18 protein-coding genes are annotated in these 18,583 nt (G+C 68.9%); all 18 read left to right on the forward strand.

The window, feature by feature from the left end; translation table 11 throughout:
• Positions 1 to 17 precede the first annotated feature (17 nt).
• The 18 genes from murJ to nusA all read left to right on the forward strand — a co-directional run bounded on the left by murJ (position 18) and on the right by nusA (position 18,572).
• Entirely contained in the window at positions 18 to 1,619 is a 1,602-nt protein-coding gene (gene murJ, locus ASG43_RS20780) for a murein biosynthesis integral membrane protein MurJ (protein WP_056508934.1), read from the forward strand.
• A complete protein-coding gene (locus ASG43_RS20785; RefSeq protein ID WP_056508935.1) occupies positions 1,616 to 2,002 on the forward strand; it encodes a VOC family protein in 387 nt (128 codons plus the stop codon). Before murJ ends, ASG43_RS20785 begins: the two co-directional genes overlap by 4 nt.
• 165 nt (positions 2,003 to 2,167) lie before the next feature.
• Positions 2,168 to 3,406: an acyltransferase gene (locus ASG43_RS20790; protein ID WP_056508938.1), complete on the forward strand. Its 1,239-nt coding sequence runs from the start codon at positions 2,168 to 2,170 to the stop codon at positions 3,404 to 3,406.
• A 143-nt stretch (positions 3,407 to 3,549) separates the two neighbouring features.
• Positions 3,550 to 4,629 (forward strand): tryptophan--tRNA ligase, encoded by a 1,080-nt coding sequence (gene trpS, locus ASG43_RS20795; protein WP_244488180.1) that lies wholly within the window; start codon positions 3,550 to 3,552, stop codon positions 4,627 to 4,629.
• Between the two features lie 146 nt (positions 4,630 to 4,775).
• Complete coding sequence (locus ASG43_RS20800; protein WP_056509266.1) at positions 4,776 to 5,267, forward strand: universal stress protein; 492 nt, start codon at positions 4,776 to 4,778, stop codon at positions 5,265 to 5,267.
• A 143-nt stretch (positions 5,268 to 5,410) separates the two neighbouring features.
• A complete protein-coding gene (locus tag ASG43_RS20805) occupies positions 5,411 to 5,977 on the forward strand; it encodes a NifU family protein (protein ID WP_056508947.1) in 567 nt (188 codons plus the stop codon).
• Positions 5,978 to 5,988: 11 nt separating this feature from the next.
• A complete protein-coding gene (tsaB, locus tag ASG43_RS20810; RefSeq protein WP_056508950.1) occupies positions 5,989 to 6,690 on the forward strand; it encodes a tRNA (adenosine(37)-N6)-threonylcarbamoyltransferase complex dimerization subunit type 1 TsaB in 702 nt (233 codons plus the stop codon).
• A 177-nt stretch (positions 6,691 to 6,867) separates the two neighbouring features.
• Positions 6,868 to 7,389 carry a GNAT family N-acetyltransferase gene (locus ASG43_RS20815; RefSeq protein ID WP_056508952.1) on the forward strand — a complete coding sequence of 174 codons (522 nt, stop codon included), beginning with the start codon at positions 6,868 to 6,870 and terminating at the stop codon, positions 7,387 to 7,389.
• A 151-nt stretch (positions 7,390 to 7,540) separates the two neighbouring features.
• Positions 7,541 to 8,335 (forward strand): lysophospholipid acyltransferase family protein, encoded by a 795-nt coding sequence (locus ASG43_RS20820; protein ID WP_156386826.1) that lies wholly within the window; start codon positions 7,541 to 7,543, stop codon positions 8,333 to 8,335.
• A 124-nt stretch (positions 8,336 to 8,459) separates the two neighbouring features.
• Entirely contained in the window at positions 8,460 to 10,001 is a 1,542-nt protein-coding gene (gene miaB / locus ASG43_RS20825; protein ID WP_156386817.1) for a tRNA (N6-isopentenyl adenosine(37)-C2)-methylthiotransferase MiaB, read from the forward strand.
• Entirely contained in the window at positions 9,998 to 11,044 is a 1,047-nt protein-coding gene (locus ASG43_RS20830; protein WP_056508960.1) for a PhoH family protein, read from the forward strand. The genes miaB and ASG43_RS20830 overlap by 4 nt, the downstream gene beginning before the upstream one ends.
• On the forward strand, positions 11,041 to 11,619 hold the full coding sequence (gene ybeY, locus ASG43_RS20835; protein WP_056508962.1) for an rRNA maturation RNase YbeY: 579 nt from the start codon (positions 11,041 to 11,043) through the stop codon (positions 11,617 to 11,619). The genes ASG43_RS20830 and ybeY overlap by 4 nt, the downstream gene beginning before the upstream one ends.
• Positions 11,620 to 11,638: 19 nt before the next feature.
• A complete protein-coding gene (locus ASG43_RS20840) occupies positions 11,639 to 12,685 on the forward strand; it encodes a hemolysin family protein (protein WP_056509270.1) in 1,047 nt (348 codons plus the stop codon).
• Positions 12,686 to 12,815: 130 nt separating this feature from the next.
• Complete coding sequence (lnt, locus tag ASG43_RS20845; protein ID WP_156386828.1) at positions 12,816 to 14,462, forward strand: apolipoprotein N-acyltransferase; 1,647 nt, start codon at positions 12,816 to 12,818, stop codon at positions 14,460 to 14,462.
• Between the two features lie 126 nt (positions 14,463 to 14,588).
• Positions 14,589 to 15,014, forward strand: a complete 426-nt coding sequence (locus ASG43_RS20850) for a helix-turn-helix transcriptional regulator (protein ID WP_056508969.1) — start codon at positions 14,589 to 14,591, stop codon at positions 15,012 to 15,014.
• Positions 15,015 to 15,208: 194 nt separating this feature from the next.
• Positions 15,209 to 15,919, forward strand: coding sequence for a tRNA (guanosine(46)-N(7))-methyltransferase TrmB (locus tag ASG43_RS20855; protein WP_162244756.1), 711 nt, complete (start codon positions 15,209 to 15,211; stop codon positions 15,917 to 15,919).
• Between the two features lie 318 nt (positions 15,920 to 16,237).
• A complete protein-coding gene (gene rimP, locus ASG43_RS20860) occupies positions 16,238 to 16,867 on the forward strand; it encodes a ribosome maturation factor RimP (RefSeq protein WP_056508975.1) in 630 nt (209 codons plus the stop codon).
• Positions 16,868 to 16,973: 106 nt separating this feature from the next.
• Complete coding sequence (gene nusA / locus ASG43_RS20865; protein WP_056508978.1) at positions 16,974 to 18,572, forward strand: transcription termination factor NusA; 1,599 nt, start codon at positions 16,974 to 16,976, stop codon at positions 18,570 to 18,572.
• Positions 18,573 to 18,583: the final 11 nt, after the last annotated feature.

Consider the following 18,583-nt stretch of genomic DNA (forward strand, 5'->3'; position numbering starts at 1 on the left):
CTTCCGAGTTCCACGCCATGAGCCTTGCCGCAAAATTCGCGACCGTCGGGGGCGCGACGCTGCTGTCGCGCCTCTTCGGCTTCGGCCGCGAGATGATGATGGCCTCCGCGCTCGGCATCGGGCCCGTCGCGGACGCCTTCAACCTCGCCTTCCGCTTTCCGAACCTCTTCCGCCGGCTGTTCGCGGAGGGCGCGTTCAACGCCGCCTTCATCCCGCTCTTCGCCCGCAAGCTGGAGGAGGAGGGGGAGGAGGGCGCGCGGGGCTTTGCAACGGAAGTCTTCTCCACGCTCTTCGTGGTGCTCGCCGGCCTCACCGTCCTCGCCATGATCTTCATGCCGTTCCTGGTGAAGACCATCATCGCCCCGGGCCTTGCCGCCTGCATCGACGATGCGGCGTCGGCCCAGGCGATCTCCTGCGCCGACCGCTTCGACATCACGGTCGCCTTCTCCCGCATCATGTTTCCCTATCTCGCCTGCATGTCGCTGATGGCGATGGTGTCGGGCATTCTCAACGCCTTCCGCCGCTTCTTCGCCGCCGCGGCCGCGCCGACCATCCTCAACATCGTCCTCATCTCGGTTCTCGCCTGGTGCTGGTGGACCGGCGCGAACACGACGGTGATCGGCTTCCTGATGAGCTGGGGCGTTCTCGTCGCCGGCATCGCGCAGCTCGCCATGGTCACGATCGCCATGCGCATGGCCGGGTTCGGCGTGGCGCTCCGGCGCCCGCGCTGGACGGCCGGGCTGAAGCGCCTCCTGATCCTCGCTGGACCCGCCGCGCTGATCGGCGGCATCACTCAGATCAACCTCTTCGTCGGCCAGGCCATCGCCTCCTACAAGCCGGGCGCGGTCTCGATCCTCCAATATGCCGACCGGCCCTACCAGCTGCCGCTCGGCATGGTCGGCGTCGCGATCGGCGTCGTGCTCCTGCCCGAACTCGCCCGCGCGCTGAAGGCCGGCCGCATCGCCGAGGCGCAGCACACGCAGAACCGAAGCCTCGAATTCGCGCTCTTCCTGACCGTGCCGGCCGCCGTCGCGCTCTACGTCATTCCCGAGCCGATCATCCGCCTGATCTACGAGCGCGGCGCCTTCGACGCCACGACGACCGGGCCGGTCGCCGCCGTCCTCGGCCTCTATGCGCTGGGGCTTCCCGCCTTCGTCCTCATCAAGGTCTTCTCGCCCGGCTATTTCGCGCGCGAGGACACGCGGACGCCGATGATCGTCACGGGGGCCTCGGCGCTCGCCAACATCGCCCTCTCGCTTGCCCTCTTCCAGATCTACGCCGAACGGGGCATCGCGCTCGCGACGACGCTCGCCGGCTGGTTCAACGCGGTCCTCCTCTTCGAGGGCCTGCGCCGCCGGGGCCTCTGGAGGCTCGACGCCGCCCTCGTCAAGCGCGGCGCGCTCGTCGTCCTCTCCGCGCTCCTGATGGGCCTCTCGCTCGTCGGCCTCGTGCGGGTGCTCTCGCCCTGGCTCCGGCCGGGCTCCAGCGTCTTCGAACAGGCGTCCGGCGTCCTCGTCCTCGTCGGCGTCGCCATGCTCGTCTATTTCGCCCTGACGCTGGCGACGGGCGCGGTCGACCGCAGCCTCGTCCTGAAGGTCGTGCGGCGGCGGCGTTCATGACGCTGATATCGTTGATATCCGTGGTCGTCGACGATGATGACGAGGCGATTGTCTGGTATGGCGCGCTGCCGGGATTTCGTCTCCACGAAGACCGAATCCAGCCGGATGGCAAGCGGTGGGTCGTGGTCGGGCCGCAGCACGGCACGAGACTGCTTCTCGCGAGAGCGGCCGACGACCGGCAGCGGCTGCGCGTGGGCGATCAGACAGGTGGGCGGGTCTTCCTGTTTCTGGAGACGGACCACTTCGATGCGGATCATCGATCCATGCTGGCGGCGGGAATCCTCTTCGAGGAACTTCCAAGACGTGAGCCCTACGGAAAGGTCGCGGTCTTCCGGGATCTCTACGGCAATCGCTGGGACTTGATCGAACGAAGCGTCACGTAAAAGCGAAGGCCTTCGAGATGCCCTTGTCGCGTCCAAGGTCCTCACGGCGTTGATCCGCCGTTAACCGCATGCCGATGTTGGTGTCGCCCTACATCCGGTTTTAACGCGGGCATCCCTAGACATCGTCCGGCGGGCTTTCGGATCGTCCCGCGGGGATGGTCGATCATGGAGCGAACGGACCGGCTTCACTATGTCGACGCGCTGCGGGTCGGCGCCTTCGGCCTCCTCATCCTCTACCACGCGTCCGTCGCCTTCTTTCCGCACATGACCTGGCTGGTCCATGCCGCCGAGACGAGCGCCGGCCTGGAAGCGGTGATGGATCATCCGCGCGCCTGGCGGCTCGCGCTGCTCTTCTTCGTGTCCGGCATGGGAACCTGCTTCGCCGCGCGGGGCCGTCCGCTGCCCGCTTTCCTGCGCGAGCGCGCGGTGCGTCTCGGCGTGCCGCTTCTCGTCGCCATGGGCCTCGTCGTCGTGCCGCAGGTCTGGATGGAGCGCGTGATCGAGGAGGGCTACGACGGCTCGCTCCTGCGGTTCTGGCTGACGCGCTACTTCGTCGAGGGGCGCTATCCCACCGGCCAGATCACCTGGGCGCATATGTGGTTCGTCGCCTATCTCCTCGCCATCCTCGCGATCGGCCTTCCCATTCTCCGGATGATCGCGGAGGGGCGCGGCCGGGCCGTCTCGACCGCCTTCGAACGGCTCGCACGCGGACCCTGTCTGCCGCTCCTCTTCCTCCTGCCGCTCGCACTGAACCTCGTGCTGACGCCCTTCTTCCCCCGCGAAACCAACGCGCTCTACAACGACGGCGCCTGGGCCGCGACCTGGGGCGCGTGGTTCGGCCTCGGCTACCTCTTCGCCCGTCACCATGCGACGCTGATCGGCGGCATCGTCGCGCGGCGCCGGCGCCACGCGGCGCTCGCCTTCGGCATCACGGTCGTCCTCGCCTCGACGTCCGGGCACGAGGGCGGCCACGCGGGCGGACCCCTCTCGATCGGCAGCTACGAGGCGATGACGCCGGCCTTCAAGTGTCTCACCTTCGCGCTGGCCTGGTCGATGATCCTGACGCTCGTCGGTGTCGCCGCGCACCACGTGCGCCGCCTCCCGCGCCCCGTCGCCTGGCTGAACGAGGGGGTGTTCGCCTTCTACATCGTGCACCAGACGATCGTCGTCGCCGCGCTCTTCTGGCTCCTGCCGCTCGATCTCGGCCTCTGGACCACCTATGCGCTGGTGACGGCGGCGACGGTCGCGGGCTGCTGCCTGTTCTTCGCGCTCGCCCGTCGCCTGCCCGGCCCGCTGCCGATGGCCTTCGGCATCCGGCGGTCGGCGCCTCCGATCCCGCGGCCGATCCGTCCGCTGGAGACACCGGTCTGCGAGCCGGCCGAGGCGCCGCGCCGCGCCGCCTGAGCCGCCGCTCGCGCCCGACCACCGTCCGGCGGCTTGATCGCATGGCGGCCCCGGTGCATAGGTCCGCCCCGCGGGGATCGACCTCGCGCGTCGGGAGACCGCGCGCGGGCCGTCTCCGCCGGGACGGATCGGCCGGAGGCGCCATGTCAATGCTCAGTTCGGCCGGCTTCGAGCCGCGCGTCTTTTCCGGCGTGCAGCCGACCGGCAATCTTCATCTCGGCAATTATCTCGGCGCGATCCGCAAGTTCGTGGCGCTGGGCGAACGCCAGTCCTGCCTGTTCTGCGTGGTGGATCTCCATTCGATCACCGCGCAGCTCGTGCACGAGGACCTCGCCGGCCAGACGCGCCAGATCGCGGCCGCCTTCATCGCCTCGGGCATCGATCCGAAGCGGAACATCATCTTCAACCAGAGCCGCGTTCCCGGCCATGCCGAGCTTGCCTGGATCTTCAACTGCGTCGCGCGCATCGGCTGGATGAACCGCATGACGCAGTTCAAGGAGAAGGCCGGCAAGGACCGCGAGAACGCCTCGCTGGGGCTTCTCGCCTATCCCTCGCTGATGGCCGCCGACATCCTCCTCTACCGCGGCACGCACGTGCCGGTTGGCGACGACCAGAAGCAGCACCTGGAGCTGACGCGCGACATCGCCGCCAAGTTCAACAACGACTTCGCCGCGCGCATCGAGGCGCTCGGCCTCGGCCGGACGCTCGGTGGAAGCGACGGGGCGACCGGGTATTTCCCGATCACCGAGCCGCTGATCGAGGGCCCGGCGACCCGCGTCATGAGCCTCAAGGACGGATCGAAGAAAATGTCGAAGTCGGACCCGTCCGATCTCTCGCGCATCAACCTCACCGACGACGCGGACACGATCGCGCGCAAGATCCGCAAGGCCAAGACCGATCCGCAGGACCTGCCCTCCGATGTCGCGGGCCTCGCCGGCCGGCCGGAAGCGGACAATCTCGTCGGCATCTTCGCCGCGCTCGCCGGGCGCGACAAGGCTGCGATCCTGTCCGAATTCGGCGGGCGGCAGTTCTCGTCCTTCAAGCCGGTTCTCGCCGAGCTGGCCGTCGAGGTGCTCGGGCCGATCACGTCCGAGATGCGCCGCATCATGGACGACCCCGCCGAGATCGACCGCACGCTCTCCGACGGCGGCGCCCGGGCGCGCGAACTCGCCGACCGGACGATGCGCGACGTGCGGGAGATCGTCGGCTTCCTCGCGGATTGACGTCGGCGATCCGTTCGTCGCGCCGCCCGCCGGCCGACGTCGCCTGCGTGCAAGCGCTGGCAAAGACGGGTTCGGGCGGCCGCGTTCGAAGGGAGGGCGCGCATCCCGCGCTTGCCCTTCCACCCCCACGCTGCCATCTTCCCGCCATGGTTTCAAAACGAACGAGCCGGGACGCCGGCGGCAAGCGCAAGTTTCTTGCGATCATCGACGCGACTCCCGAATGCGGTCGCGCGGCGTCCTATGCGGCGCGGCGTGCCAAGTCGAGCGGGGGTGCGGCGGTCTTTCTCTACGTGGTGGAATCGGCCGATTTCCAGCACTTCCTCGGCGTCGAGAAGATCATGCGCGCCGAGGCCGAGGCCGAGGCGAACGCGCGCCTTTCCAAGATCGCCGAGGAGATCCGCGAGAGCGTCGGCATCGAGCCCGAACTCGTGGTGCGGGAAGGCAAGACCGACGAGGAGATCCACGGGATCATCGAGGCCGATCGCGAGATCGCGATCCTGGTCCTCGCCTCCGGCAATTCCACGGAAGGCCCGGGACCCCTCGTGTCCTCGGTCGCCGGGCGGGCGGCCGCCTTCCCGATCCCCGTCACGATCGTCCCCGCGACGCTGACGGACGAGGAGATCGAGAGCCTCAGCTGACCCCTTTCGCCTGTGGCGCGAAGCCCTTATCTCAGTCGTGACCGGGCCCGCGCCTTGCGGCGGCGGGCCCGGACGAGTAGATTGGAATCATTCCAAGAGAAGCGGGCACGGCCTTGACCCGTCGCCTTAGCGAGGACACGTCCATGTTCATCCAGACCGAAGTCACGCCGAACCCGGCGACCCTCAAGTTCCTGCCCGGCCGCGTGGTGGTCGAGGACGGCGCGGTGGAATTCCTGACGCGCGAGGACGCGGACGCCCGCTCGCCGCTCGCCGCCCGGCTGATGGAAATCCCGGGCGTCACCGGCGTCTTCTTCGGCTACGACTTCGTCACCGTCACCAAGGACGGTCCGGACTGGCAGCACCTGAAGCCCGCGATCCTCGCCGGCCTGATGGAGCATTTCATGTCCGACCGCCCCGTCATGGCGCCGGCCGGCGGCGCGGCGCCCGCGGGGGACGGCGAGGAATTCTACGAGGAGGGCGATGCCGGCATCGTCGACACCATCAAGGAGCTGCTGGAATCGCGCGTGCGTCCGGCGGTGGCGCAGGATGGCGGCGACATCACCTTCCGCGGCTTTCGCGAGGGCACGGTCTATCTGAACATGCGCGGTTCCTGCGCCGGCTGCCCGTCCTCCACGGCGACGCTGAAGCACGGCATCCAGAACCTCCTGCGCCACTTCGTGCCCGAGGTCGAGCAGGTCGAGGCGGTCTGACGACGCGGACGATGGCGGCCGGGCGCGACCTTCTTCTGGCCATCGACACCGCCGGCTCGCGCTGCGCGGCCTGTCTCTTCGACATCGGGGGGAACCGCGTCCTGTCGCGCGGCGATCCCGATATCGGCAAGGGTCATGCCGAGCGTCTGATGGACGACATCGCCGACCGGCTGCGCGAAGCCGGCGCAGGCTACGGGGACCTTTCGCGGCTCGCGGTCGTCGTCGGACCCGGCTCCTTCACCGGCCTTCGGGTCGGCGTCGCCGCGGCGCGGGGACTGTCGCTCGCCCTGAAGATCCCCGCCGTCGGCATCGGTACGCTCGAGGCGCTGGCCGAGCCGCATGCAGACGCGGGCGTGCCCGTCCTCGCCGTTCTCGACGCCAAGCGCGGCGAGCTCTATGCCGCGTTTCACGGCGCCGACGGCAGCGAGATCGCGGCGCCGCGTGCCGTGCCGCCCGAGGCGCTGGCGGGAATGCTGTCGCCTCTGCCGGACGGCGCGCCGCTGCTCGTGACGGGAAGCGGTTCCGAGATCGCGCTGGAGGCGCTGGCCGGGCGCTGGGCGATCCGGCTCGCATCGGCGCCACATCCCGACATCGCGTCCGTCGCCCGTCTCGGTGCCCGACGCGAGACGGATCACGCCCCGAGCCCGCTCTATCTGCGCGGCGCCGATGCCAAGGCGCCGACGCGGGAACCGATCGCGCGGCGGGTTGCCTGACCGCGAGAATGGCGACGGGTTGCCGGATCCTCCGGGTGCGAATTATCCTGATGGGAAGGAAGTCGGCGTTAGGATGGGACGTGCTCCTGGACCGGGCGCCAAGACCCGAGCCAGAGCACCAAGCCGGAGCATCCAGCTCCGGCGGCCGGATGGCCGGCCGGGAGGAGGAGCCTTCACATGTACTGGGTTCTGCCGTTCGTCTGGTCGATGTCGTTCTGGGACAGCCTGCTGCACGGAGCGCCGCCGGTCACGACCGAGCTTCTGCCCGAGGATCTCGACTACGCCGCCGCGCTCCACAGCGAGGCCTTCGCCCGGCCCTGGTCGGGCGACGAGTTCGCCGCTCTTCTCGCCCAGCCCGGCACGTTCGGCTTCGTCGCGCGCCGCGTCGGCTCGAGCGGCGCGCCGCTCGGCGTCGTGCTGGTGCGCCAGGTGCTCGACGAGGCCGAGATCCTGACGATCGCCGTCGCGCCGAAAGCGCGCGGTCACGGCATCGGGCGCCTTTTGATGGACAGCGTTCTCCAGCGTCTCCACGCCGAGCGGACCGCCTCGCTCTTCCTGGAGGTCGACGAGGAGAACGACGCCGCGCTGGCCCTCTACCGCCGCCTGCGCTTCGTCGAGGTCGGCCGGAGGCCCGCCTACTACGCCGACGACGAGGGCCGCCGCACCAGCGCGCTTGTCCTCAAGCGGACACTGCGTTAGAGCGCCGGCAGGTCCGTTCGGGACGGCCATCGGCGCTTTCGGCGTGCCGGAAAACGAGGCGGGCTCGACCCGGACGACGGATGCGTGCTGTGAGATCCTGGGGACCGGGCGGGGCATCCCGAACACGCGCCGACGAGGGCCGCGCGACGTGATCGCATGGCTTCGCATCGCGGCCCTCCTCGTCGTCCTTGCCGGGGCTTCGGCGGTCGTCGCCCCCGTCCAGGTCCTCGCGATCCGCTTCGGCTGGCCGCTCGGCCGGCGCCTGCCGCTCCTCTGGCACCGAATCGTCTGTCGCCTCGTCGGCCTGCGCATCGTCGTGAAGGGCCGTCCCTGCACGGACCGGCCGCTTCTTCTCGTGGCCAACCACCAATCCTGGGCCGATATCCTGGCGCTCGGCGCCGTGACGGAACTGTCCTTCATCGCCAAGGCCGAGGTCCGGTCCTGGCCGATCTTCGGCTGGCTGGCGCGGCTGCAGCGCACCGTCTTCGTGGCGCGGGAGGAGCGCGGGCGCACCGCCGAGCAGGCCGACGCGATCGCCGACCGGCTTTCGGCGGGAGACGCCATGGTGCTGTTCGCCGAGGGCACGACCTCCGACGGCAATGGCATCCTGCCCTTCAAGACCGCGCTCTTCGGCGCCGCGCAGGCCGCGCTCCGCCGCTCGCAGGCCGACAGCGTGGCCGTGCAGCCCGTCGCGGTCGCCTACACCAAGGTTCACGGACTGCCGCTCGGACGCTACTTCCGCCCGCTCGCCGCCTGGCCGGGCGACGTCGCCCTCGGCCCCCATCTCCTCGCCTTCCTGAAGGAGGGCGCCATCGACGTCGAGGTCTCCTTCGGCGAGCCGCTGTCTTTCACCCGGACGAGCGACCGCAAGGCCTTGGGACGCCGGACCGAGGCGGCGGTGCGAAACCTCCTCGCGGAAAGCCTTCTCGCCCGTCCCCACGCCTGATGTCCGCCTGCCGAACCGGCGTCGACCCGCGGCGGATCGCGCCCTTGCGCGAATCCGAGATTGCGTCTCGACGCTATCGGCCCGATATGGGAGGATGGATCTCCAGACGGTTTCAGAAGAGCGCATGGACGCAAGACGAGAAGACGCGGCGGTCGGGCCGGTGGCCACGGGCGCCGCAGACGCAGAAGGCGTGCCGGCGCGCAAGGTCTTCATCAAGACCTACGGCTGTCAGATGAACGTCTACGACTCGCAGCGGATGGGCGATGCCCTCGCGCGGGACGGCTACGAGCCGACCGAGACGATCGAGGAGGCCGATCTCGTTCTCCTCAACACCTGCCACATCCGGGAGCGTGCCGCCGAGAAGGTCTATTCCGAACTCGGCCGCATCCGCGTGCTCAAGGCGGAGCGGGAAGCCGCGGGCGCCTCGATGCGGGTCGCGGTGGCGGGCTGCGTCGCGCAGGCCGAGGGGCAGGAGATCCTCGACCGCGCCAAGGTGGTCGATCTCGTCATCGGCCCCCAGACCTATCACCGCCTGCCGCAGGCGCTCGCCCGCGTTTCCGCCGGAGAGCGTGTCGTCGACACCGACTATGCGGTGGAGGACAAGTTCCAGCACCTGCCGGACCAGCGGGCGCGCGAGATCCAGCGGCGCGGCGTCACCGCCTTCCTGACCGTCCAGGAGGGCTGCGACAAGTTCTGCACCTTCTGCGTCGTGCCCTACACGCGCGGCGCCGAGGTCTCGCGCCCCGCAGACGCGATCCTGTCCGAGGCGCGGCGGCTGGCCGATGCGGGCGTGCGCGAGATCACGCTGCTCGGGCAGAACGTCAATGCGTGGAGCGGCGAGATCGCCGGACGCAGGGCGGGCCTCGGCGCGCTCCTGCGGGCGCTGGCCGAGATTCCGGGCGTGGCGCGCCTTCGCTACACGACCTCCCATCCCCGCGACATGGACGACGATCTCATCGCCGCCCATCGCGATCTCAGCTCCCTGATGCCGTACCTGCACCTGCCGGTGCAGTCGGGCTCCGATCCCATCCTGAAGGCGATGAACCGCCGGCACACGGCGGCCGACTATCTGCGTCTTCTCGACCGCATCCGGGCCGCGCGCCCGGACATCGCCCTGTCCGGCGATTTCATCGTCGGTTTTCCCGGCGAGACCGAAGCGGATTTCGAGGCGACGATGAATCTCGTGCGCGAGGTCGGCTATGCGTCGGCCTTCTCCTTCAAATACTCGCCGCGCCCCGGCACGCCCGGGGCCTCGCTGGCCGATCACGTGCCCGACGCCGTGATGTCCGACCGGCTCGACCGGCTGCAGGCCCTCCTGCGCGACCAGACCGCGCGCTTCATGCGCTCGCTCATCGGCCGCGACATCGAGGTGCTCGTCGAGAAGCCCGGCCGATATCCCCATCAGATCGTCGGCCGTTCGCCCTATCTCCAGCCCGTGATCCTTCCGGTCTCGGCCGGCGCCGTCGGCGACGTCGCGAGCGTCCGGATCGCCGGTCTCATCGCCAATTCGCTGTTCGCGGACGGCGCTGCGCCCGGCGAGGACGAACGCCGTCCCGCCCGCCCGATGCATCCGGCTCCGGCCGCGTCGGTCCCGTTCGAACCGTCACCCACCCGTCTATCGTCCCCCGAGGGACCCGAAGACCGGCCATTGAGGAAAAGCGCATGAAGGCAGCCCGCGGCGCGGTGCCCCAGTCCGGTGCCTCCGACATGGCGCACATCGTCCTCACCTTCGAGGACAACCGTCTGGCGGGGGCTCTGTTCGGCCAGTTCGACGAGAATCTCGCCCGGATCGAGCAGAAGCTCGAGGTCGATGCGAGGACGCGCGGCAACAAGGTCGAGATCCGTGGCGACGCGGTGGCCTGCGAGCAGGCGCGCCGCGCTCTCGACTATCTCTACGGCCGTTTGCAGGCCGGTGCCGAACTGCAGCCCTCCGACGTCGACGGCGCGGTGCGCATGGCGATCGCCGAGGATGCGCAGCTCGTCCTGCCGACGCTGGAGAAGAAGGGACGCATGTCGCTCTCGCAGATCTCGACCCGCAAGAAGACGATCCACGCGCGGACCTCCACGCAGGACGCCTACATGCGCGCCCTCGACCGCTCCGAGCTCGTCCTCGGCATCGGGCCCGCCGGAACCGGCAAGACCTATCTCGCCGTCGCCCATGCCGCGATGCTCCTGGAGCGGGGCCAGGTCGACCGCATCGTCCTGTCGCGTCCGGCGGTGGAGGCCGGCGAGCGGCTCGGCTTCCTGCCGGGCGATCTCAAGGAGAAGGTCGATCCCTACCTCCGGCCCCTCTACGACGCCCTCTACGACATGATCCCGGCCGAGAAGGTCGAGCGCGCGCTCGCCGCGGGCGCGATCGAGGTCGCTCCGCTCGCCTTCATGCGCGGCCGCACGCTCGCCAATTGCTGCGTGATCCTCGACGAGGCGCAGAACACGACGTCCATGCAGATGAAGATGTTCCTGACGCGTCTCGGCGAGAACGCGCGCATGGTCGTGACCGGCGATCCCTCGCAGATCGACCTACCGCCCGGCCAGAAATCCGGCCTCGTGGAGGCTCTTCGCGTTCTCGACGGCGTGCCGAACGTCGTGACCGTGCGCTTCGAGGCCAAGGACGTCGTTCGCCATCATCTCGTGCAGGCCATCGTCGAGGCCTACGAGGCCGACGCCGAGCGGAACCGCGGTCCGGTCCATCCGGTCGGGGCCGCGTGAGCCGGCCGGCTCCCACATCCCGGCCGGGCGAGGCCTATGCGGGTCTCGCCATCGCGCTGTCCGTCGAGGACGAGGCCTGGACCGCGGCGCCCTTCGCGGCCGATGCCGACGGGCTGGAGACCCGTCTGCGGCGTGCCGTCGAGGCGGCCCTCCTCGGCGCCGGGATCGATCCGAACGTGCGGACCGAACTCGGCATCACGCTGACGGGCGACGACGAGGTGCGGGCCCTCAACGCCGAATGGCGCGGCAAGGACAAGCCGACCAACGTCCTGTCCTTTCCGCTCGAGGATCTCGGGGAGGGCGAGACGCCCGGCCCGATGCTCGGCGATCTCGTGCTCGCGCGCCAGACCGTCCTTGCCGAAGCCGCTCTGGAAGAGAAGGCCCCGGCCGACCATCTCTGCCATCTCGTCGTCCATGGCACGCTCCACTGTCTGGGCTACGACCATGTCGACGCCGATGAGGCCGACGCGATGGAAGCCCTGGAGATCGCGATTCTCGGCGGTCTCGGGATCGACGATCCCTATGGCCTGCCGTCGGAGGACGGCCCTGTCGAACCATCCCCTTCGAAACCTTGAGGAGTTGAACGTCGCCGCGATGAGCGAACTTCCTGCCGATACCGCCGGCGAGCCGGCATCGAACGGCGAATCCGGTCCCTTCGAGGACCGAAGTCCCCGGGCCGAGGACCGCAGTCCGCGAGGCGAGGAGCGGGGTCCGCGCGATCTCGCGGGCGCCGGAGAGCGCTGGGGTTTTCTCGCCAATGTCTTCGGGCGCCTGAAGCCCCGCGAGCCCGCTTTCTCCCGCGCCGATCTCCTCGACGCCTTTCTGGAGGAGGGCGGCGCCGACGTCTTCGGCGCGGACGAGCGCGCCATGCTGAAGAACATCCTGACGCTGCGCGATCTGCGCGTCGACGACGTCATGGTGCCGCGCGCGGAGATCGACGCCGTCTCGGCCGCGATGACGCTGTCCGACACGATGCGCGCCTTCGAGACGTCGGGCCATTCGCGCATGCCTGTCTACGGGGAAACGCTCGACGATCCGATCGGCATGATCCACATCCGCGACGTCGTCGGCCATATCACCCGAACCGCGCTCGGCGCCGCTTCGGCCAACGATCTGGACCTGATGCGGATTGACCTGTCGCGGCCGATCGGCGATCTCGATCTCCTGCGCAAGGTGCTCTTCGTTCCCCCCGCCATGCCCGCCTCCAATCTGATGGCGAAGATGCAGGCGACGCGCACGCAGATGGCGCTCGTGATCGACGAATATGGCGGGACCGACGGTCTCGTGTCGCTCGAGGACGTGATCGAGGTCGTGTTCGGCGACATCGAGGACGAGCACGACGCGGAGGAAGCGCTGATCGTGGAGCGCGGGGACGGCGGCTTCGTCGTCGAGGCGCGAGCCGAACTCTCCGACGTGCGCCGCCGCATCGGCGCCGATTTCGACACGACGCGTCACGAGGAGGAGGCCGACACGATCGGCGGGCTCCTGTTCCACGCGCTGGGCCGCGTTCCCGCCAAGGGCGAGCGCCTGGAGCCCGTGCCGGGCTTCGTCTTCGAGGTGCTCGACGCCGATCCGAGGCGGGTCCGCCGCGTCGCGATCGAACGGCGCGGCGGGCGGGAAGGGCGCATGCGCATCGCCTGACGGACCGACGGTTCACGCGCCCGTGCGTCAAAAGCCTTGACGCCCGTACGCCAAGCGTATGGGAAGGCAAGGGGGGCGGCGGCGCGCCGCACCCGCAAGATGCCGTCCGCCGGGAGAGACCGTCCGCATGCTGCGTTCCCTAGCCGCGTCCGTGGTCTTGCTCGACGGTTGGCGGCGGGCACTCCTCGCTGTCGCCGCCGGTGCGGTCACGACGCTCGGCCTGCCGCCGTTCAACGTGCCGTTGGCCGGCTTCTTCGGCTTCCCCGTCCTCGTCCTGCTTCTCGACGGCGCCGCGGGAATGCCGGGCCATGGCGCGCTGCGCCGCCTCGGCCCGGCGTGGCGGATCGGCTGGTGCTTCGGGTTCGGCTATTTCGCCGCCGGCCTCTGGTGGCTCGGCGCCGCGATGCTCGTCGACGCCGGCGAATTCCTCTGGGCGCTGCCGCTCGCCGTCCTCGGCCTGCCCGCCGTTCTGGCGCTCTATCACGGTTTCGCCGCCGCTTTGGCACGCATGCTCTGGAGCGAGGGCTCGGGACGCATCCTGGCGCTGGCCGCGAGCTTCGCGTTGTTCGAGGTCCTGCGCGGGCGTCTCTTCACCGGCTTTTCCTGGAACGAGATCGGCATCATCGCGGCTCCCGTTCCGCTGCTGATGCAGACGGTTTCGCTGGTCGGATTGCACGGATTGACGCTGCTCGCGCTCGTCGTCTTCTCGGCGCCCGCGCTGCTTGCCGATCGAGGCTCCCGCCGCTTCGGCCTCGGCCTCGCCGCCGTTCTCCTCCTCGCGCATGTCGGCTACGGCGCCCTTCGCCTCGGCATGGCGCCCGCCGCACCGGCCGAGACGGCGGAGGTTTCGGTGCGGATCGTGCAGCCGAACATCCTGCAGAGCCAGAAATGGGATGCGGCCGAGGCGGAGCGGATCTTCGACCGGCTCGTCACGCTGACCGCCGAACGACCGGAGGAGGGGCTCGCCGGCGGCGGGGCCGGCGAGCCCCTCCTGCCGGCGCCCGAGCGCAAGACCCTCGTCGTCTGGCCCGAATCCGCGCTGCCCTTCCTCCTCACCGACCGGCCGGACGCGCTGACCCGGATCGCCGAGGTGCTCCGGCCGAACGAGATGCTGCTGGCCGGCGCCGTGCGCGTCGAGCCCGCGGACGATGGGCGCGAGCCGCGCTACTACAATTCGATCTTCGCCATCGACGACGAGGGTCAGATCATCCACGCCGCCGACAAGGTGCATCTCGTGCCCTTCGGAGAATACCTGCCCTTCCAGGCCCAGCTGGAAGCGCTCGGCATCAGCCAGCTCACCCAATTGCCGGGGGGCTTTTCGGCGGCCGGGCGCACGCGTCTTCTGGACGTTGTGGGCTGGCCAAGCGTTCTTCCCTTGATCTGCTACGAGATCATCTTCCAAGATGAGGTCGATGCCGCGCTCGTCGAGCAGGCGGGCGCGATCGTCAACGTCACGAACGATGCCTGGTATGGAAGGACGCCCGGGCCCTACCAGCATCTGAGGCAGGCCGAACTCACCGCCGTCGCCTTCGGGCTCCCGCTGATTCGCGCCGCCAATACCGGGATTTCCGTCGTGACGGACGGCTACGGCCGCACGATGGATGCCCTGGCGTTGAACGCCACCGGAGTGGTTGCAACCGGATTGCCCGATCGTTTGCCACGAACAAACTTTGCCATCTATGAAAATACGTATTTTTGGGTAATCTTGGCCCTGGCCATGATGGTTTGTGTGGCTTTGCGTTGGTACGAGTGGCGTCAACAGCGATTGACGCTGTAAAAAACCACCGTAATACCTCATTTGCGCCTTGGGTTTCCGAAGGGGCAATGCGGGACAAACGGACGATCGCCTTCGTGCCGGCCTGCCGGTTCCGTGGGAACCGATGAACTCGTGGGGTCTGGACGCATGGTGGCGGTGGAAAGCAAGAAGAAGGCGAACCCGGTGGACATCCATGTGGGCTCGCGCGTCCGCTTGCGGCGTACCATGCTGGGCATGAGCCAAGAAAAGCTCGGCGAGGCCCTCGGCATCACCTTCCAGCAGATCCAGAAATACGAGAAGGGTTCCAACCGGATCGGTGCGAGCCGTCTGCAGCGCATCTGCGAAGTGATGAAGGTGCCGGTCTCCTTCTTCTTCGAGGACGCGCCCGGCGGCAGCCCGAACGCCAACGGCTTCGACGAGGCGACGGGTCCGGACTATGTCGTCGACTTCCTGTCGACCCCGGAAGGGCTGCAGCTGAACCGCGCCTTCGTCCGGGTCCGCGACGCGAAGGTGCGCAAGCGCATCATCGATCTCGTGCGCTCGCTCGGCGAGGAGCCCGAAGCGTCGGAGTGAGGCTCCCTCGACCGGTTCTGCCGCTTTCGGCTTGACGCCCCCGCGGCGGCTCTGCCATGGCCGGGCCGGCGGACGCGAGGGCGACGCCGCGATGCGCCGGTCGCCGGCGCGCAGCCGATCCGGAATCACGACATGCCGCACGCACCGCAATCTCCCCGTCCTTCCCGGGCGGCCTGACCCCGATGCCGCCACGCATCGAGGGCGAGGAGCAGCGCCACCGCCTGCGCGAGGCGTTCTTCGGGCGGGTCAAGGGCAAGCGCCTTCGCCCGCGCCAGGAAGAGCTGATGGCCGAGCTTCTGCCGCGTCTGTCCGTCGATCTCGACGAGGCCCCGCCCCGCCATGTCGCGGACCTCTTTCCGATCCCGGTCGAGACCGTTCGCCTCGAGATCGGCTTCGGCGGCGGCGAGCATCTCCTCTCCATGGTCGACCGGCATCCCGGCACCGGCTTCATCGGGGCCGAGCCGTTCGTCAACGGAATGGCGAAGCTGCTGATGGTTCTGGACGAAGCCCCGCGTCCGGCGATCCGCCTCTATGGCGACGACGCGACCCGTCTCCTCGACTGGCTGCCCGAAGCCTCGCTCGACGGCGTCGATCTGCTCTATCCGGACCCCTGGCCGAAGTTCAAGCACTGGAAGCGGCGCTTCGTCGGGCCCGCCAATCTGGATCGGCTGGCGCGGGTGATGAAGCCGGGCGCGATCTTCCGCTTCGCCTCCGACATCGACACCTACGTGAACTGGACGCTGCTCCACATTCGCGACCATGCCGCCTTCCGCTGGCAGGCAAGCCGGGCCGCCGACTGGCACACGCCCTACGAAGACTGGCCCGGCACGCGCTACGAGGCCAAGGCCCTTCGCGAGGGCCGGCGGCCCGCTTACCTCAGCTTCGAGCGGATCGGAGCGGGCTGACCCGTCGAGGGTTGCTGCGGGACGGATTTTGTCTTATAGAGCGGTGAAAGTCTCTTCGATGCGATCGTGAGAGTGGGTCCTGCCGGTCCCGCTCTTTTTTGTTACCGGGGGTTCGGTTCAGGGACCGAGCGACGGTGGACGGGCGACGAGCCCCGCGTCGGGAGACGACGAAGACCTCTCCGGTGCATGGCGCGCCGGGCGGGTTCTCGCTCAATCGAGGCTGCACCCGCGGGACGCGTCCCGCGGCGAGGCCGTGATGCCGGAGCACGCGTGAACGACGATACGACCGCCGAGATGCCAGTGACCCCGTCTGCGGGGATGAACCCTTCGACGGGGCCGGACCATTCCCCGTCGGCCGTGGAGCCGCGCATCATCCTGGAGGATGGGCTGGAGGCGCGCATCGCCGCGATCGTCGAGCCCGTCGTCGAGCAGCTCGACTACCGCCTCGTGCGCATCCGGCTCTCGCAGATGAACGGCCTCACGCTGCAGATCATGGCCGAGCGTGCCGACGGCACCATGTCGGTCGACGATTGCGAGGCGATCAGCCGCGCGGTCTCCCCGGTTCTCGACATGGAGGACCCGATCGACCGCGAGTATCATCTGGAGGTCTCCTCGCCCGGCATCGACCGTCCGCTCGTGCGGCGCGGAGACTTCGAGGCCTGGAGCCATCATCTCCTGAAGCTGGAGGCGACGCGCATCGTGGAGGGGCGCAAGCGTTTCCGGGGCAAGGTCGTCGCCGTGGAGGCGCACGGCATCCGGCTGGAGCGCTCCGAGGTGCAGCCCGGCGAGGACGAGGTGGTGTCCATCCCCTTCGACGCCATCGCCGATGCCCGCCTCCTTCTGACCGACGAACTGATCGACGCGGCCCTCAAGGCCGACAAGGCGGCCCGCAAGGGCCTCGTCGGGAACGACAACGACAACGACCCAGGCGACGACGCCGAGGCGTGACGAATTGGGGGCACCGCCATCGGCGCGGCCCCGGCAGGGACAGGACCGGCATCTCGGCGACGGACTATGTCGGCCGAGATGCGGAGACCGACGAGGAGACACTTCGATGGCAGTCAGTGCGAACAGGCTCGAGCTTCTGCAGATCGCGGACGCCGTCGCGCGCGAGAAGTCGATCGATCGCGAGATCGTCATCGAGGCGATGGCGGACGCGATCCAGAAGGCCGCGCGTTCGCGCTACGGCCAGGAGACCAACATCCGCGTCGACATCAACACGCGCACCGGCGAGATGAAGCTGCAGCGCCTGCTCGAAGTGGTCGAGGAGGTCGAGGACCCGAACACCCAGATCTATCTAGAGCTCGCCCGCGACAAGAATCCCGACGCCGAGCCCGGCGACTTCATCGCCGAGCAGCTGCCGCCGATGGATTTCGGCCGCATCGCCGCCCAGTCGGCCAAGCAGGTCATCGTGCAGAAGGTGCGCGAGGCCGAGCGCGACAAGCAGTACGACGAGTACAAGGACCGCATCGGGGAGATCGTCAACGGAACGGTCAAGCGCGTCGAATACGGCAACGTGATCGTCGACCTCGGCAAGGGCGAGGGCATCATCCGCCGCGACGAGCAGATCCCGCGCGAGCTCTTCCGCTACGGAGACCGCGTGCGCGCCTTCGTCTACGACGTGCGCCGCGAACAGCGCGGGCCGCAGATCTTCCTGTCGCGCACCCATCCGCAGTTCATGGCCAAGCTCTTCACGATGGAAGTGCCGGAGATCTACGACGGCATCATTGAGATCAAGTCGGTCGCCCGCGATCCCGGCTCCCGCGCCAAGATCGCCGTGATCTCGCGCGATTCCTCGGTCGATCCGGTCGGCGCCTGCGTCGGCATGCGCGGCAGCCGCGTCCAGGCGGTCGTCGCCGAACTGCAGGGCGAGAAGATCGACATCATCCCCTGGTCGCCGGATGCGGCGTCCTTCCTCGTCAACGCGTTGCAGCCGGCCGAAGTCTCGAAGGTCGTGCTCGACGAAGACGCCGAGCGCATTGAAGTCGTGGTTCCCGATGACCAGTTAAGTCTGGCGATCGGACGCCGTGGACAGAACGTGCGCCTCGCCTCGCAGCTGACCGGCTGGGACATCGACATCCTCACCGAGCAGGAGGAGTCCGAGCGGCGGCAGAAGGAATTCGCCGAGCGTTCCGATCTCTTCATGAACGCGCTGAACGTCGACGAGATGGTCGGCCAGCTCCTCGCGTCCGAGGGATTTGCGACCGTCGAGGAAGTGGCCTATGTCGACCGCGGCGAGGTTGCCGCGATCGAGGGCTTCGATGCCGACACGGCCGAGGAGATCCAGAACCGGGCGACCGAGTATCTGGAGCGTCGCGAGTCCGAGTTCGACGACAAGCGAAAGAGCCTCGGCGTCGCCGACGAGCTTCGCGAGATCGACGGATTGACGACGCCGATGCTGGTGGCGCTCGGCGAGGACGGCGTGAAGACGATGGAAGATTTCGCCGGCTGCGCGGCCGACGACCTCACCGGCTGGAGCGAGCGCAAGGACGGCGAGACCAAGCGGTTTCCCGGCGCTCTCTCGGCCTTCGAGATCAGCCGCACCGATGCCGAGCGCATGATCATGCAGGCCCGCGTCAAGGCGGGTTGGATCACCGAGGAAGAGCTGGCGGGTCCCGCCGGCGAAGACGATGAAGAGGCGGAGGCGGTCTGAGGGCCGGGGAC

This window comes from Aureimonas sp. Leaf454 (assembly GCF_001424685.1).
Taxonomy (GTDB): Bacteria; Pseudomonadota; Alphaproteobacteria; order Rhizobiales; family Rhizobiaceae; genus Plantimonas.